Annotated in this window: 17 protein-coding genes; 9 read left to right on the forward strand and 8 right to left on the reverse strand. The window is 59.8% G+C overall.

Going from position 1 to position 15,417, the window contains the following annotated elements:
• Positions 1-110: 110 nt before the first annotated feature.
• A complete protein-coding gene (locus tag AACY18_RS11100; protein WP_339431266.1) occupies positions 111-1,295 on the reverse strand; it encodes a cyanate transporter in 1,185 nt (394 codons plus the stop codon).
• A 343-nt stretch (positions 1,296-1,638) separates the two neighbouring features.
• Between AACY18_RS11100 and AACY18_RS11105 the strand changes: the two genes are divergently transcribed.
• From AACY18_RS11105 to AACY18_RS11120, 4 genes are all read left to right on the forward strand, one after another.
• Positions 1,639-3,288: a phosphoethanolamine transferase gene (locus tag AACY18_RS11105; protein ID WP_339431024.1), complete on the forward strand. Its 1,650-nt coding sequence runs from the start codon at positions 1,639-1,641 to the stop codon at positions 3,286-3,288.
• A 163-nt stretch (positions 3,289-3,451) separates the two neighbouring features.
• A complete protein-coding gene (gene rnd / locus AACY18_RS11110) occupies positions 3,452-4,585 on the forward strand; it encodes a ribonuclease D (protein ID WP_221729391.1) in 1,134 nt (377 codons plus the stop codon).
• Complete coding sequence (locus AACY18_RS11115; protein WP_339431025.1) at positions 4,582-4,875, forward strand: YcgL domain-containing protein; 294 nt, start codon at positions 4,582-4,584, stop codon at positions 4,873-4,875. The genes rnd and AACY18_RS11115 overlap by 4 nt, the downstream gene beginning before the upstream one ends.
• Positions 4,876-4,980: 105 nt before the next feature.
• Positions 4,981-5,913: a D-2-hydroxyacid dehydrogenase gene (locus tag AACY18_RS11120; protein ID WP_339464870.1), complete on the forward strand. Its 933-nt coding sequence runs from the start codon at positions 4,981-4,983 to the stop codon at positions 5,911-5,913.
• 124 nt (positions 5,914-6,037) lie between these two features.
• On the opposite strand, the gene AACY18_RS11125 is transcribed toward AACY18_RS11120, so the two are convergent.
• Positions 6,038-6,631, reverse strand: coding sequence for a nitroreductase family protein (locus tag AACY18_RS11125; RefSeq protein WP_339431027.1), 594 nt, complete (start codon positions 6,629-6,631; stop codon positions 6,038-6,040).
• A 163-nt stretch (positions 6,632-6,794) separates the two neighbouring features.
• On the opposite strand from AACY18_RS11125, the gene AACY18_RS11130 reads away from it, so the two are divergent.
• Positions 6,795-7,244: a YcgN family cysteine cluster protein gene (locus AACY18_RS11130; RefSeq protein WP_339431028.1), complete on the forward strand. Its 450-nt coding sequence runs from the start codon at positions 6,795-6,797 to the stop codon at positions 7,242-7,244.
• A 35-nt stretch (positions 7,245-7,279) separates the two neighbouring features.
• Positions 7,280-8,509: a hypothetical protein gene (locus AACY18_RS11135; RefSeq protein ID WP_339464871.1), complete on the forward strand. Its 1,230-nt coding sequence runs from the start codon at positions 7,280-7,282 to the stop codon at positions 8,507-8,509.
• Between the two features lie 113 nt (positions 8,510-8,622).
• Here AACY18_RS11135 and AACY18_RS11140 read toward each other — a convergent pair whose 3' ends face one another.
• The 4 genes from AACY18_RS11140 to AACY18_RS11155 form a co-directional block, all read right to left on the reverse strand.
• On the reverse strand, positions 8,623-9,000 hold the full coding sequence (locus tag AACY18_RS11140; RefSeq protein WP_339431030.1) for a YgaP family membrane protein: 378 nt from the start codon (positions 8,998-9,000) through the stop codon (positions 8,623-8,625).
• Positions 9,001-9,081: 81 nt separating this feature from the next.
• On the reverse strand, positions 9,082-9,552 hold the full coding sequence (locus AACY18_RS11145; RefSeq protein WP_339431031.1) for an RNA methyltransferase: 471 nt from the start codon (positions 9,550-9,552) through the stop codon (positions 9,082-9,084).
• Positions 9,553-9,744: 192 nt separating this feature from the next.
• Positions 9,745-10,116 carry a YajD family HNH nuclease gene (locus tag AACY18_RS11150; protein WP_007911336.1) on the reverse strand — a complete coding sequence of 124 codons (372 nt, stop codon included), beginning with the start codon at positions 10,114-10,116 and terminating at the stop codon, positions 9,745-9,747.
• Between the two features lie 49 nt (positions 10,117-10,165).
• Positions 10,166-10,852: a spermidine synthase gene (locus tag AACY18_RS11155; RefSeq protein WP_339464873.1), complete on the reverse strand. Its 687-nt coding sequence runs from the start codon at positions 10,850-10,852 to the stop codon at positions 10,166-10,168.
• 78 nt (positions 10,853-10,930) lie between these two features.
• Here AACY18_RS11155 and AACY18_RS11160 point away from each other — a divergent pair, with 78 nt between their 5' ends.
• Positions 10,931-11,215, forward strand: coding sequence for a hypothetical protein (locus AACY18_RS11160; RefSeq protein WP_339464874.1), 285 nt, complete (start codon positions 10,931-10,933; stop codon positions 11,213-11,215).
• On the opposite strand, the gene AACY18_RS11165 is transcribed toward AACY18_RS11160, so the two are convergent.
• The gene (locus tag AACY18_RS11165) at positions 11,212-11,685 is read right to left on the reverse strand and encodes a cyclic nucleotide-binding domain-containing protein (protein ID WP_339431034.1); all 474 of its coding nucleotides are present in this window, start codon (positions 11,683-11,685) and stop codon (positions 11,212-11,214) included. The genes AACY18_RS11160 and AACY18_RS11165 overlap by 4 nt on opposite strands.
• Positions 11,686-11,821: 136 nt before the next feature.
• Entirely contained in the window at positions 11,822-13,876 is a 2,055-nt protein-coding gene (locus AACY18_RS11170; RefSeq protein ID WP_339464876.1) for a S9 family peptidase, read from the reverse strand.
• A 236-nt stretch (positions 13,877-14,112) separates the two neighbouring features.
• Between AACY18_RS11170 and AACY18_RS11175 the strand changes: the two genes are divergently transcribed.
• Both AACY18_RS11175 and AACY18_RS11180 read left to right on the forward strand, forming a co-directional pair.
• Positions 14,113-14,619, forward strand: a complete 507-nt coding sequence (locus tag AACY18_RS11175) for an MFS transporter (RefSeq protein WP_339431036.1) — start codon at positions 14,113-14,115, stop codon at positions 14,617-14,619.
• Positions 14,620-14,634: 15 nt separating this feature from the next.
• Entirely contained in the window at positions 14,635-15,411 is a 777-nt protein-coding gene (locus tag AACY18_RS11180; protein WP_339431037.1) for a class II glutamine amidotransferase, read from the forward strand.
• The last annotated feature ends 6 nt before the right edge of the window (positions 15,412-15,417 follow it).

The following is a 15,417-nucleotide window of genomic DNA, read 5'->3' on the forward strand; positions in this document are numbered from 1 at the left end:
CTGTAGGATATTTCGCGGACAGTTGTGGGACAGAAAGTTTTAGCAACACGACGTCGCCCGACAAAGCGCTAAAACATGGCCAGAAGCCTTCAGTTACTGCGGGTTTGCGGTCAGCGGACATGTCGTTGGTAATGCCGGGGATCGAAACGCAACACCATCAGCAGCATGACGACCATCATGGCCGTCAGCGTCCCCCAGGCCCATTCGAAGCTGCCCAGTTGATCGCGGACCATCCCGGCCAGTAATGGTGAGAGGCCGGCAATCAGATAACCAATGCCTTGCACGAAGGCGGTGAGGCCGCCGGCGCGCTTCGGGTTGTCGAGGTGGTCGAGGGCGACGATCAGGCTCATCGGAAACAACCCGCCGATGCCCAGGCCCAACAGGCACGGCCACAGCAGGCTGAGGTGTTGCGGGCTGAGGATCAGCCCGCAGAAGCCGGCGATGATCAGGCCGAGCAGTGCCATCAGTACCCCGCGCCGATCACGGCTGCGATTGGCGATAGCCGGGACTATGAGTCCGGAAATGACCTCCATGGCGGTCAGAAAACCTAACAACAGCCCTGCGTTTTGTTCGCTCCAGCCTTTTTCCACGTAGTACGGCGCCAGCCAAGCGAGCACACAGGTGTAGGACGCTGTTCCCAGACCGAAGAAGATTGCGAGTAACCAGGCGCGAGCATTGGAGAAAAACGCTTCTTTCCTCGCCGCCCCCGTCAGGGTGTTTGGCAGTGACCTGCGTTGCGACCACCAGAACACGAACGCCAGCAGCGCCAGCGCCGCCCAAATGGCCAAGCCCAGGCGCCAGCTACCGGTTTGTACCCTCACCAGTGGCGCGAATGAGGCCGCAATCGCCGCGCCGCCCATGATCGAGGTGACATACAAGCCCATGCACAGCGCCACGTTGTCGGCGAAGCGCGATTTGATCAGCGCCGGCATCAACGCCTGAATCAACGCGATGCCGATGCCCGCCAACATGGCGCTGACAATCAGTTCGCCAGCCGAGTCGATAAACAGCCGTGACAGCGTCGCCAGAGCAATGATCAGCAGCGACAACAGCACCGTACGCTGTTCACCCAGGCGCTGACTGATACCGATGCCGAAAAACATCGCCAAGCCCATGGCCGTCACCGGCAACATGGTCAGCAACGATGCAAGGCTGAAACTCAACGGGATGTCGCCGCGAATCGCCGAAAGCAGTGGCCCGACGGCTGCCATCGATGGTCGCAGATTGAGAGCGACCAGAATGATCGCGAGCATTAGCCCGACGGCGGGGCGGGAGGTGGTGCGGATGTGTTCCATCGTCAGGCCTTTGATATCAGGGCTGAGGATTAGGCGCGTGGCCACTCGGTGCGGGCAAACCAGAAAATCCGCTGCAGTATTTAAATATTCGATAACCGCGAATCCCCCTCCGTGGGCGCGGGCATGCTCGCTTGCACAGGGATGGGGGGCAGGCCAAAAACTGAAGCAAGCCTGAAACACTCTCAAATACTTTTCGGATTTCGACTTATTACCAAGCCCTAACTAATCGTTGGCGACTTTTTCACGAAAAATTGATGGATGCCTGTCTACAGTTTTGCAGGCCTTGGTTAATGAATTTTTCACAACTAACCGGGGCTCTTCTTTTCAGGAATAACCCACCACTATGTTGAAGTTGAATTCCGTGCGCCCGGAGTGGGTGACGTTGATTGCCAGTGCCTTTCTGTTGATCGGTTTCAATTTTGTGCTCTGGCAGCACCTGGTCGAGATCACTGCCGCAGATGGCAACGGCGTTGCCATGCGCGTGGCTTTTGGCGTGATGATCCTTGCCGCGTTCAACATCGTGCTGACCTTTCTTGCCTTTCGTCCGCTGCTCAAGCCGATTCTGACACTGATGTTCTTGATCAGTGCCGGTGTGGCTTATTTCATGAGTCAGTATGGCGTCATGATTGATGCGGGTATGCTTCGTAACTTCGCCGAAACCAATGCCACGGAAGTTCGTGATCTGCTGTCGTTGAAGTTGTTTGCTTACTTGTTGTTTCTTGGTGTGTTGCCTTCCTGGTTGTTGTGGAAAGTGCCGGTCAACTATCGTCGCTGGCATCGCGAGTTGTTCAGCAAAGTTGTTGTCAGTTTCGTATCGGCTGCCGTGATCGGTGGGGTTGCACTGGCCAACTATCAGGGGTTGTCCTCGCTGTTTCGCAATCATCATGAATTGCACTTGATGCTGGTGCCGAGCAACTACATTGGCGCGACGGCCGGTTACCTGCGTGAACAGGTGGCGTCGGCGCATCAGCCGTTCGTCAAGATCGGCGAGGACGCCCAACGCAATCCGGACTTGAAAGTACAGCCACGCAAATCCCTGACCGTGCTGGTCGTGGGGGAAAGTGCCCGGGCGCAGAACTTCGGCATCCTGGGTTATAACCGTGACACCACGCCAAAACTGGACAAGGAAGCCGGGCTGATCGCGTTCACCGACGTACATTCCTGCGGCACTGAAACGGCGGTCTCGGTGCCGTGCATGTTTTCCAACATGGACCGCAAGGATTACGACGCCAGCAAGGCCAAGAACGAAGAGGGCCTGCTCGACGTGCTCAAGCGTGCCGGTATCGATGTGATCTGGCGCGATAACCAGTCTGGCTGCAAAGGCACTTGCGATCGGGTCACGCTGCAGGATGTCAGTAACCTCAAAGACCCGGCGCTGTGCGCCAACAGCGAATGCCGTGATGAAATCCTGCTGCAAGGTCTGCAAGGCTTTATCGACCATCTGGACAAGGACACTGTGCTTGTCTTGCACCAGATGGGCAGTCATGGCCCGGAATACTTCAAGCGCTATCCGAAGGAATACGAACACTTCACACCCGTCTGTGAAAGTAACGCGCTGAACAATTGCAGCCGAGAAAGTATCGTCAATGGTTACGACAACACGCTGGTTTACACCGACCATGTGTTGTCGAGCCTGATCGATGTACTGCGCGCCAATCAGGACAAGGTTGATACCGCCATGTTGTACCTGTCGGATCACGGCGAGTCATTGGGCGAATACAATTTGTTCCTGCACGGTACGCCTTACATGCTGGCGCCGGAGCAACAGAAACATGTGGCGATGCTGGCGTGGTTCTCTGACAGTTATCAGAAGGCTTATTCGGTCGATACTCACTGCCTGCAAATGAACCGAGACAAACCGTTGAGTCAGGACAACCTGTTTCACTCGATGCTCGGCTTGCTTGAAGTACGCAGCAAGGTTTATCAGCCGGGCCTGGACATGTTTGCCGGTTGCCGTGGCGCAGGGATTGATGGCGTGTTGGCCAAGGACTGAGCAGTTTCGGGCCCGTTGTCCTGATACGACGGGCCTGCCTGTTTGCCCTATCAGACTATTCTTGCTGTTTGGCAGGACATTTCGTTACAGCTCTTGTCCTTCGCAGGCGCGTAAATCGCCAGTGGCGATATATACTGCGCGCCATTCTTCAAGGGAGAGCCGTGTGGCCATCGATATTCACTGGATTCGCGACAACGAAAGCCTCGCGCAATTTTGCGCCGAGTGGCAGCAACTGCCTTTCGTGGCCCTCGACACCGAATTCATGCGGGTCGACACCTTCTACCCGATTGCCGGCCTGTTGCAGGTGGGTGACGGCAAGCGCGCCTACCTGATTGACCCGTTGACCATCAACGCCTGGCAACCGCTGGCCGCGTTACTGGAAAATCCGGCGGTACTCAAGGTTCTGCACGCGTGCAGCGAAGACCTCGAAGTCCTGTTGCGCCTGACCGGCAGCATGCCGGCGCCGCTGTTCGATACCCAACTGGCCGCGGCTTACTTGAACCTCGGTTTCTCGATGGGCTACTCGCGGCTCGTGCAGGCCGTGCTCGGCATCGAACTGCCCAAAGGCGAAACCCGCTCCGATTGGTTGCAGCGACCGTTGTCCGAGACACAAATCAGCTATGCCGCCGAAGATGCCGTGCATCTGGCGGAGGTATTCGTACAGCTGCGTCCGAAACTGTCTGACGACAAATTCAACTGGGTTCTGGAGGACGGCGCCGAGCTGGTTGCCAACCTGCGTCGGGAAACCGACCCATACGAGGTGTATCGCGAGGCCAAACTGGCGTGGAAACTGTCCCGCGCACAACTGGCCGTGCTGCGTGAACTGTGTGCCTGGCGCGAGCGCGAAGCCCGCGCCCGAGACCTGCCGCGCAACCGCGTTGTGCGTGAGCATTCGCTGTGGCCGCTGGCCCGTACGCAACCGGACTCTTTGAGTGCGCTGGGCAAGATCGAAGACATGCACCCGCGTACCGTGCGTCAGGACGGCGAATTTCTACTTGATCTGATCAAGCGCTCTGGCAGTGTGGGCCCCGATCAATGGCCGCCTGCGGTGCCGGAACCGTTGCCGATCGAAGCGGCTACGTTGATCAAGCAATTGCGCGCGCTCGGTCAGGCCGAAGCCGAACGGCTGAACATCGCGCCAGAACTGATGCTGCGCAAGAAAACCCTCGAAGCACTGCTCAAGAGCGGTTTCCCCGAGGGTCCTTACCAATTACCTGAGTCGCTGCGTGGCTGGCGCCGCGAACTCATGGGTCAGAAGCTGCTCGACAGCCTGGCCACCGCCGGAGAACAGCCTTGAAACGTATTTGTTCCATTTACCAAAGCTCCAAGCGCAGCGGCATGTACCTTTATGTGCTCAAAAGCGATGCACTTGAACAAGTGCCCGAAGCGCTGATGCTGGCCTTCGGCAAAGCCAGACATGCTTTCGATCTGGTGCTGTCGCCCGAGCGAAAACTGGCCAGTGAAGACATCGTTGTGGTCCTGGAAAACCTCGAAAAGCAGGGCTATCACCTGCAAATGCCGCCGGCTGAGGATGAGTACATCGAACATTTGCCTGAAGAGTTGCTGCGACGCAACGACCCGATCTGATTGGCGGGGCCCTGTTCTGGGCCTCTGGTAACCCTGGAACTGTTTTTACCGCGATGACCGCCCGAAATACGGCGGTTGTCTGCACGGTTTGCGAAAGGTTTGAAGATGCGCGTTCTGATTGCTGAACACGACCACGCGATATACGCCCGGCTGCTGCGTCAGGCAGCGCCGGAGCTCGAAGTACTGACCAGCGGCGACTCCGCTGAACTGGCTCGTCAGGCCACCGATTGTCCGGTTTGGCTGGGGCAGCCGGATCTGCTGGCGACCCTGTTGCGTCAGGGCCATCAACCCCAATGGCTGCAATCGACCTGGGCCGGTATCACGCCACTGCTGGCTGATGGCTTGCGCCGTGATTACCGCCTGACCCGCGCGGTGGGGATTTTTGGTCAGGTGATGGCCGAATACGTACTGACTTACATGCTCGGCCACGAACGCGAAGTGTTGGCACGTCTGGTCAGCCAGGTCGAGCGCAAGTGGGACAACCGCACGGGCCAGAGTCTGGTCGGACGCAAGGTGCTGATCGTCGGCACCGGCGACATCGGCCTGAGCGTGGCGCAGTTCCTGCGGCCGTTTGGCGTCGAGTTGTACGGTATTGCCAGCAGCGCCCGAGAGCAGGCACCGTTTGTCGAAGTGGGCTCGATGGCCGATTTGCCACGTCTGGTGGGCGAAGTGGATTACGTGGTCAACCTGTTGCCCAACACCGAACACACCCACGATGTCTACGACGCGGCGCTGTTCAAGCAATTCAAATCGACCGGGTTGTTCATCAATGCCGGGCGCGGTGTCGCGGTGGTCGATGCGGATCTGGTGGAGGCCCTGAAGGACGGGCATCTGGCGGGCGCGGTGATCGACGTCTGCCGGCAGGAGCCGTTGCCGCAACGTCATCCATTCTGGACGGCGTGGGGCTTGTTGCTGACCGGCCACAGCTCGGCGCCGACGTCACCTGCGTTGATGGTGCAGTTGTTTGTCGACAACCTGCGGGCGTATCAGGCCGGTGAGGCGTTGCGCGGGGAAGTGGATTTCAGCCGCGGTTATTGAGTTTTCCCGATCCAATAGTGGGAGCGGGCTTGCTCGCGAAAGCGGTGTGTCAGTCATCAGAAACGTTGACTGACACACCCTCTTCGTGAGCTGGCCTGCTCCAACTGTTTTTTTGTGGTGTGGCTTAGAGGGTGAAGTCGCCTTCAGCCGCCAGTTCGCTCAGCGGACGACGGGGGCTAGGCTCCTCGCGTGCTTGCAGGTAATCGGCCAGGGTCGCCTTGTCCCCCAGCTTGCCCACCGCCACGGCGGCGTGCAGTGCGTAACCTTCTGGAATGTTCAGCTCCTGGCGGGTCAGTTCCTGATCAAAACCGGCCATGCCATGGGTGTGCCAACCGCTGATGCTCGCTTGCAGCGCCAGATGGCCCCACGCCGAGCCCGTATCGAAGGTGCTCCACAGCGCAGGGGTTTCTTCAGTGGCGCCCGGTACGGCGAAGGTGGTTTTGGACATGACGATCACCAGCGCCGAGGCATGTTGCGCCCAACTGCGGTTGAATTCGTTGAGCAGGCCCAGATACCGCTCCCAGTTCGGCGTATCGCGACGCGCATAGAGAAAACGCCATGGCTGCGAGTTGTAGGCCGACGGCGCCCAGCGTGCGGCTTCGAAAAAGCTCAGCAGGGTTTCTTCCGGGATCGCTTCGCCGGTAAAGGCGCGGGGCGACCAGCGATCGGTGAATTGCGGGTGAATGGCGTAATCGGCAACGCGAGGGTTGGCACTCATCAAGAAATTCCTGGACACGTTTTTAAAAGAAGCGAGGCAAAACCCTACTGGGCGGCGCTTGGGCTGACAAGCGCGTTTTACCGACAGTCGCCAGCGCTTGGCCCGCAAGCCCGCTGGCACTAGACTGGCGGCCTTTTCACCACCTGATGTTGATGCTTGAGCCATGGCCGCCAAAGTCGAACCGTTCTGGAAACGCAAAACCCTCGATCAACTGGATCACGAGGAATGGGAATCGCTGTGCGACGGCTGTGGCCTGTGCTGCCTGCAAAAGCTTGAGGATGAGGAAGACAACAGCGTCTATTACACGCGCATCGCCTGCAAACTGCTGGATCTGAAAACCTGCCAGTGCAGCGATTATCCGAATCGCATCAAGTTTGTCCCGGACTGCATCCAGCTCACGCCGGGGCAGGCCGAAGCGTTCAAATGGTTGCCGCCGACCTGCGGATATCGGCTGGTCAGCGAGGGCAAGGATCTGCCGTTATGGCATCACCTGGTGTGCGGTGATCGCGAGGCAGTGCACCACGAGCGGATTTCCCAATCCGGGCGCATGCTCGCCGAAGGCAGCGTGCCGGAAGACGACTGGGAAGATCACCTGATTTTCCGGGCCGGCTAAGCGCCCACGGATTCAAGTTTCAACAAGGAGTGTGTATGGCTGTGGGATTGCGGCGGGCGTTGATCGCCGGGCTGCTGGCGCTGAGTGCGCCGGTGTGGGCGGCGAAGAAAGTCGACCTGGATTATCACGTGCGCTTGTTGCCCAAAAGCGATCAGGCTGAAGTGCGTTTGACCCTGGCCAAGGGCGCCGTTGTGCGCAGCCTCGATTTTGACCTCGGCGATGGCAGCCATTACAGCGACTTCAAGGCCGATGGCCAATGGCAACTGACGCCGGGCAAGCAGGCGCGCGGTGTCTGGCGTCCGGCGAGCGAAAAGGCCAGCCTGACCTATCGCGTGCGCATCAGCCACGGTCACAGGAACGGCAGCTTCGACACGCGCATGACGTCAACGTGGGCATTGATGCGCGGTGACGATTTGGTGCCGACGGCCAAGCTGGATCAACAGGACGGCACCGAACTGGTTTCGCGACTTCAATTTGAGTTGCCCGACGGCTGGAAAAGCATCGAAACCGCGTGGCCACGCATCGGCAAAAACAAATTCCGCATCGACAATCCCTCACGCTTGTTCGACCGCCCGACCGGTTGGATGCTGGCCGGCCACCTCGGCAGCCGTCGCACCCGGTTAGGTGAAACCGAAGTCACCGTGGCCTCGCCGCAAGGGCAGGGGGTGCGCCGCATGGACGTGCTGACGTTGTTGACGTTTGTCTGGCCGCAGGTGCAGGCGCTGTATCCGCGTCATCCGGCCAAGCTGTTGATCGTCGGCGCCAGCGACCCGATGTGGCGCGGCAGCCTGGGCGCGCACGAGTCGATCTATCTCAACACGCGTTTGCCGTTGGTCAGCGAGAGTGGCAGCAGCGCGCTGGTGCGTGAGTTGGCTCAGGTGTTCGCTCGGATCAATGACGAGCAGCGCAGCGACTGGATCAGCGAAGGGTTTGCCGAGTTTTACGCGATCGAACTGGTGCGCCGTGCTGGCGGCATGAGCGATGAGCGCTATCAGAGTTTGCAGGCGAAATTGGCCAGGGATGGCGCAAAGGTCACGACGCTGCGCGGCGAACAGATCAGCCCGGCGCAGGTTTCAAGGGCAGTGGTGATGTTGCAGGAGCTCGATGGCGAGATTCGCTTGAAGACGCGCAACAAGCGTTCGCTGGATGAAGTGTTGCGGGGCGCGATGCATCTGGGGACGGTGAGTACCCAGGAGTTTGTGCAACTGGCCGAGCGTGTTCTGGGCGAGTCTTCCAAAGTTCTTGATACCGCGTTGCTTCAGTAATACCGCCTTCACGAGCAAGCCCGCTCGCACATTGGTTTTGTGTTCGACGCAGATCAAATGTGGGCGCGGGCTTGCTCGCGAGGAGGCCATCAGCCTCACAACAAATTAAGGATTCAAACCCCGGCTTTCGGCGATTTCACCGACTCATTGCCAGTCACCGTCGCCGTGCTGGTCGCGGCCTCGGCATTGGCCTTCAGCTTGCTCAATTCGTCCCCGGCACGCTCGATCCTGGCCCGCACGTTATTGATGTCCTGACGGCTTTTCTCGTACAGGCTTTTCACCGAACTGTGCCCGGTAATCCCCCGAGCCATGGCCACACCGCCGATCGCTACTTGAATCAAACCGAAAACGCCGCCACGGCGCAGGCCTTTGCCGACCATGATCACGCCGCCGGCCAGCGAGCCGATACGCTCCCAGCCTTCGACGTTCTGTTCGGAACGGCTCTGAAACGGGGTGGATTCGATACGTTCGACGCGTTTGAGCTCGGTCATGATCTTTCTCCAGGCATTGGGTAGTGGATAAACAAGCTGACTGCGCGGGCGGACAGCTTGTTCCATCGGATAGGCGACGTTTTAGCGGAATTTGGGCCCGGAGCGGGTGTTCAGGCCCTTGGCCATGCGGTCGTAGAGCACGACGTTGACCGTGGCAGCGAGGTTCATGCAACCGGTGGTCGGGATGTACACGACGTCTTCGCACCAGTCGCGGATCTCTTTATCCAGCGAGCCGTCTTCAGGGCCGAAGATGTAAAGCGCGCGATCCGGATGGGTGTATTCCGGCAGCGGGCGAGCGCCGTCGACCAGTTCCACGGCGACGGGCACGCAGTTGAGCGGCAGGATTTTTTTCAGATCATCGATGCCGATCAACGGGATGTCGTAGTGCACGCGTTTGGTGTCGGTGACGAAGTCGGCGGCGCGATCATAACGCTTGCCGGTGTAGAACACGGTCGACACGCCATAACAGCCCGCGGCGCGCATCACCGAACCGACGTTCTCCGGTGATTTGGGGTTGTACAAACCAATGCAGCTGTAACGTTTGTCTGCCACGAGCGGGGAGCCTTCGGGAAAAAGAGGGCGATTATACGGGGATTGGGTGGTTGTGGTCAGGTCATGGATTGGCGGTACCTGGGCGGGCGCCTTCGCGAGCAAACGCGCTCCCGCATTGGATCGACGTCGTACACAAAACCAATGTGGGAGCGGGCTTGCTCGCGAAGAGGCCATTCAGGCCAATGAAGATCTTTAGTCTTCTTTTTTCATCAACCCGGCCAGGGCGGCAAACGGGTTATGCGTCGCTTTGGCAATCTTCGGCGTGCTCAGCGAGCCTTCGCTGAAATATTGCTGGTCGGTGTAACGCGAGTGTTCGTTGTCGTGGCAGTACAGGCACAGCAACTCCCAGTTCGAACCGTCCTGCGGGTTGTTGTCGTGGTTGTGGTCGCGATGATGCACGGTCAGTTCGCTCAGACGCTTGCCGGAAAACTCACGGGTGCAGCGACCGCAGACGTGCGGGTACATTTTCAGGGCCTTGTCGCGGTAGCCCATTTCCTTGTCGCGCTGGTTGTCGGCGAGGATGCGATCCAGCTTCGACGTGTTGGTTGGAGTGGACGAACTCATGGGTTCACCTTTGTAGAAAGACGGATGACGGTTATGTTCGCAGTTTAGCTCAGCCCTTGAGCTTCTCGGCAATCCAGATCGTATGGCGGGTGCCCTTGTTGCCGTGGGCGAAGACCTGCACTTCTTCGGCCTTGAAACCGGCCTTCTTCAATTTGTCGGAAAACTGCCGGTCGGCGCTGGCCGACCACACCGCCAGCACGCCTTTGGGGCGCAGGGCCTTGGCGCACGCATTGAGCCCGGCGGCGGAGTACAGCCAACTGTTGGCCTTCTGCGTCAAGCCTTCGGGGCCGTTGTCGACGTCTAGCATGATCGCGTCGAAGCCATTGGGTTCGCTTTGCAGCACCTTGGCGACATCGTCCTGACGGATCACTGTGCGCGGGTCGAGCAGGGGACGGCCGGATTTTTCACCGAGCGGCCCACGATTCCATTCGACCACGCCCGGTACCAGTTCAGCGACCACCACTTCAGCGCTCTTGCCCAAGTGCTTGAGCGCCGAGGCGAGGGTGAAACCCATGCCCAGCCCGCCGATCAGCACCCGCGAATCCGGTCGGCCGGCGACCTTGCAGCAAGGGATCTCGGCCAGCGCATCTTCTGAACCGTGCATGCGCGTGTTCATCAATTGCCCGCCATCGCCGCCCTGAATCTTGATGACGAAATCCTCGCCATATTCGAACAGGCACAGGGCACCGCCGTTTTCAGGGATCGGCGTGGTGTCGAGCAGAACGAAACGTTTCATGGAAATCTCTACAAGGGGGAAGGCAAGCAGGCCCGTTGGGAGTAGCCTGAGCGCAGACTAAGGCCAACGGAGCCCTTGATGAAGCGCACCATTCTAACGGTCATTGCCCTGGCCGCGCTCTCGATTAGTGCCGTGCAGGCGCAGCAGACCATTGCGGTTAGCCCAATGGCACAACCGGGTTCGCCCGGCACCGCAACGCCAACACCCTATCCGCAGATCACGCCGATCAACATCCCCAAGTCTGGCGCCGGCAGTGGCAGCCCGCCGCTGGTGCCGATCGAAATGCCAAGTCCGCCGAGCAAGGATCAAGCGGTGCCGGGCATTGAACCGACCGGCACCAAAGCCAAATCTCCCGGCGGTTAGACCTGTTGCGCCGCCAGTTGACCGTCGGCCATGCGCAGGCGTTTGGAGAGGGAGACAGCGAGGGCGCGGATGATCTTGGCGGCGATTTTCGGCGCATCGTTGAGCATTTTCTCCAGCGAGTCTTTGCCCAGGTTGAGCAACTGACAGTTGCTCGCCGCGATGCAGGTCGCCGAGCGCCGTTCGCCGTCGAGCACAGCCATTTCGCCGAATGCCCGGCCGCTGCGCAGGGTGGCCATGGTGATGGTCTGGCCGTCGGGGCCGGTTTTCTGCACGGCCACCTGGCCGGTGTGGAGGATGCACATGAAGCTGCCAGCATCGCCCTCGCGGAAGATGGCTTCGCCCTCGGCCACCGTGCTGATGCTGAAGTAGCCGGAGGCGGCGGCGAAGTCTGCCAGTTGCAACTGATCGAACAGACCGCAGTCCATCAGCCAGTCGCGGATTTCGTTGTTCAGTAAAGTCGGTTCTGACATGTCTTGGCGATCTTTTTGTTTTCACATGGGCTCGGCGTTACACGAACCCTGTGGGGGCGGGCCAGCCCCCACAGGGTTTTGTGTGTTATCGACAGCCGGGGTCTGTAGTTAAGACCCAAGTGACCGACGGAGTTCCTCAGGCCAGCCCCAAAACCTTGAAGACAAATGCATATTCGAGTGCTACGTCACGTAATCCCTGGTAACGCCCGCTCATGCCACCGTGCCCGGCGCCCAACTCTGTCTTTAGCAGCAGCGGGTTGTTGTCGGTTTTGGTCGCGCGCAGCTTCGCCACCCACTTGGCCGCTTCCCAGTACTGCACGCGGCTGTCGTTGTAGCCGGCGATCACCAGCGTCGCCGGGTAGTCCTGCGCGGCGACGTTTTCGTACGGTGCGTAAGCCTTGATGCGTTCATAGACGTCCGGCTCTTCGGGGTTGCCCCACTCGTCGTATTCGGTGACGGTCAGCGGCAGATCCGGGTCGAGCATGGTATTGAGCACGTCGACGAACGGTACCTCGGCAATTGCCACGCCGAACAGATCCGGACGCTGGTTGAGCACGGCGCCAATCAACAGGCCACCGGCGCTGCCACCGCTGATCGCCAGTTTTTGCGCCGTGGTGATGCCGTTGAGAATCAGGAACTCGGCGCAAGCAATGAAATCACTGAAAGTGTTGTGTTTGTGTTCTTGCTTACCGGCGCGATACCAGGCTTCGCCCAGCTCACCGCCGCCGCGCACATGGGCGATGGCGAAGGCCATGCCGCGATCGAGCAGGCTCAGGCGTGCATGGGAAAACCACGGGTCGAGGCTTGAACCGTATGCGCCGTAACCGTACAGGTACAGCGGCACCGGTTTGCCTACCATTTCGCGTTTCATCACCAGACTGATCGGCACTTGCGTACCGTCCGGCGCGTTCGCCCACAAACGCTGACTGACGTAGGCGTCGGCGTCGAAATGGCCGAGCACCGGGGTTTCTTTCAGCACGGTTTGCTCGCCGGTCGCGAGGATCAGTTGGCGCACTTGGGCCGGACGGTTCAACGCCTCGTAACGCAGGCGAATCCGGTCACTTTCAAACTCCAGGCTGTTTTGCACATAGAGGCTGTAGGCCGCGTCCGGCAATTGCACGCGATAAGGCGCCAGCCCCTGTGGGTGAACTTCGATGATCGGCAAGCCGCCTTCGCGCAGGCTCAGGGTCATGGCTTGGGTGTTGAGGCTCACGTCGTCGAGCATCACGCTGTCGCTGTGAGGGATCAGGTTCTGCCAGTCGGCCTCCGTTGGTGCGACGCCGGTGTCCGGCGCCTGATACAAGGCGTAGTTGATGCCGTCGCGGTTGGTGCGGATAAACCATGTCCGCTCGCCATCGAGCAGGCCGTGATCGACATCGTATTCGTGATCCTCGACCCGTGGCGCCAGGCAAGTGAAGGGCAGATGCGGCTGATTGGCGTCCAGCGCCCAGACTTCGCTGGTGGTCTTGCTGCCCAGCGACAGCAGCAATTGCTGTTCGGAGCTGGAGCGATAGCAATGCAGGAAGAAACGTCCGTCTGCTTCGTTGAACACCTCTTCGGCAGCGGTGCCGTCGAGGCGGTAACGGAACAATTTGTGTGGGCGGTGAGTGTCGTCCAGCACGCCGAAGAACAAGGTCAGGCTGTCGTTGGCCCAGGTCATGCTGCCGTCGCAATCCTCGAAGGCCAGTTCGCTGACCTTGTCGTTGGCCAACTCCTTGACGAACAGCGTGTAAACCTCCTCGCCCGAGGCGTCGACGCTGTAGGCCAGACGCTGGTGATCGGGGCTGATGCTGAACGCGCCAAGCGAAAAGAACCCGCCATTGGCAAGCACGTTCGGGTCGAGCAGCAGTTGCTCGCGGCTTTCGTCTAGGGTCAGGCTGTCGTCGGCAGGACGCGGGCAGCGGTAGTGCCGGGCGTATTCGTCACCGGCGGTGGTGCGTGTGTAATACAGATACGGCCCCCATGGCGAGGGCAGGGACAGGTCGGTTTCGAGGATCCGGCCCTTGATCTCTTCGAACAGGGTTTCGCGCAGTGGCGCCTGATCGGCGGTTTGCGTCTCTTGCCAGGCGTTTTCGGCCTTGAGGTAGTCGAGCACCGCGTCGGTGTCGCGCTCCTGCAGCCAGGCATACGGGTCGGCGCCGGCGGCCTTGTGGGCAATCGGGGCACTGATGGCGTTGGCGGATTCGGGCATGAATGGCTCTCGGACAATGTACGGAATGAGGTTTTGCGCAGCGCATGAAGCCAATGCAGAACCTGTGGGAGCGGGCTTGCTCGCGAAGGCGTTCTGCCAGATCACACCTGTTTGACTGACCCGCCGCTTTCGCGAGCAAGCTCGCTCCCACAATGTTTGCGGCTGGCCGTCTGGCATTGGGACAAGCCTGAAGCGCGAAAAGTCGTTACTATAAGCGCCTCTTTGCCTGCCTTGCCATGGACACCATGACCGAGAACGACTATCTGATCGCCTGGGGCCTCTACGCCTTTGCCGCTGTAGGCTGCCTGTTGGTATGGATGCGCCTGACCCGCTGGATGTGGCGCTGGCTGCGCGAGCCGCTGCGTGTCTTGATGGCGGTGCTGTTGTTCAGTCCGACCATCATTGACCCGGTGAAGGAAAAGGTCGCTCCGGCCATTGCCATCACCACGCTGGATCTGGCATTCAAGGTCGGCAACAACGCCTGGCGGGCGATTTCCGACCTGTTCATGTACGGCATGATCGCCTTTGGCATTTACCTGGTTTTCGTGCTGATCCGCTTTCCGGTCGAGCGTGCTTCACGCGCTCGCCGCGAACAGGCTGAAGCCACCAAAGCCGCCAACGCTGCGGCCCGCGCGGATGACCGCGACGATGATCAACCGTTCGGCGGTGCCGGTGATGATCGCTACGGCCGTGCGCCAGTGCCGAGCAATCCGCAGCGCATGCGGGTCGAGCCGCGTCTGTAACCCGAGAGCCCGCACATGTGTGAATTACTGGGCATGAGTGCCAACGTGCCGACCGATATCGTGTTCAGCTTCACCGGGCTGATGCAGCGCGGCGGTCGCACGGGCCCGCACCGTGACGGTTGGGGCATCGCGTTCTATGAAGGCCGTGGCTTGCGTCTGTTCCAGGACCCGGCCGCCAGTTGCGAGTCGGAAGTGGCCAATCTGGTGCAGCGTTATCCGATCAAGAGCGAAGTGGTCATCGGCCATATTCGTCAGGCCAATGTCGGCAAGGTCTGCCTGTCCAATACCCATCCGTTCGTCCGTGAACTGTGGGGACGCAACTGGTGCTTTGCGCACAACGGTCAACTCGCCGATTTCACCCCGATCAACAGTTTCTACCGCCCGGTCGGCGATACCGACAGCGAAGCGGCATTCTGTGATTTGCTCAACCGCGTGCGTGCAGCGTTTCCGGAACCGGTCGATATAGAAGTGCTGTTGCCCGACCTGGTCGCCGCGTGCGCCGACTACCGCAGCAAAGGCGTGTTCAACTGCCTGCTCAGCGATGGTGACTGGCTGTTCTGCTATTGCTCGACCAAACTGGCACAGATCACCCGGCGCGCACCGTTCGGCCCGGCGCGATTGAAGGATGTCGATGTGATCGTCGATTTCCAGGCCGAAACCACGCCCAACGACGTGGTCACGGTGATTGCCACCGAGCCTTTGACCGAAAATGAAAACTGGACCCGCTACGAACCGGGCCAATGGAGCCTGTGGCGACGCGGCGAATGCGTAAGCCAGGGCACTACCGAATAAGGATTG

The sequence above is a fragment of the Pseudomonas sp. EA_65y_Pfl2_P74 genome (genome assembly GCF_963970575.1).
GTDB lineage: Bacteria > Pseudomonadota > Gammaproteobacteria > Pseudomonadales > Pseudomonadaceae > Aquipseudomonas > Aquipseudomonas baetica_A.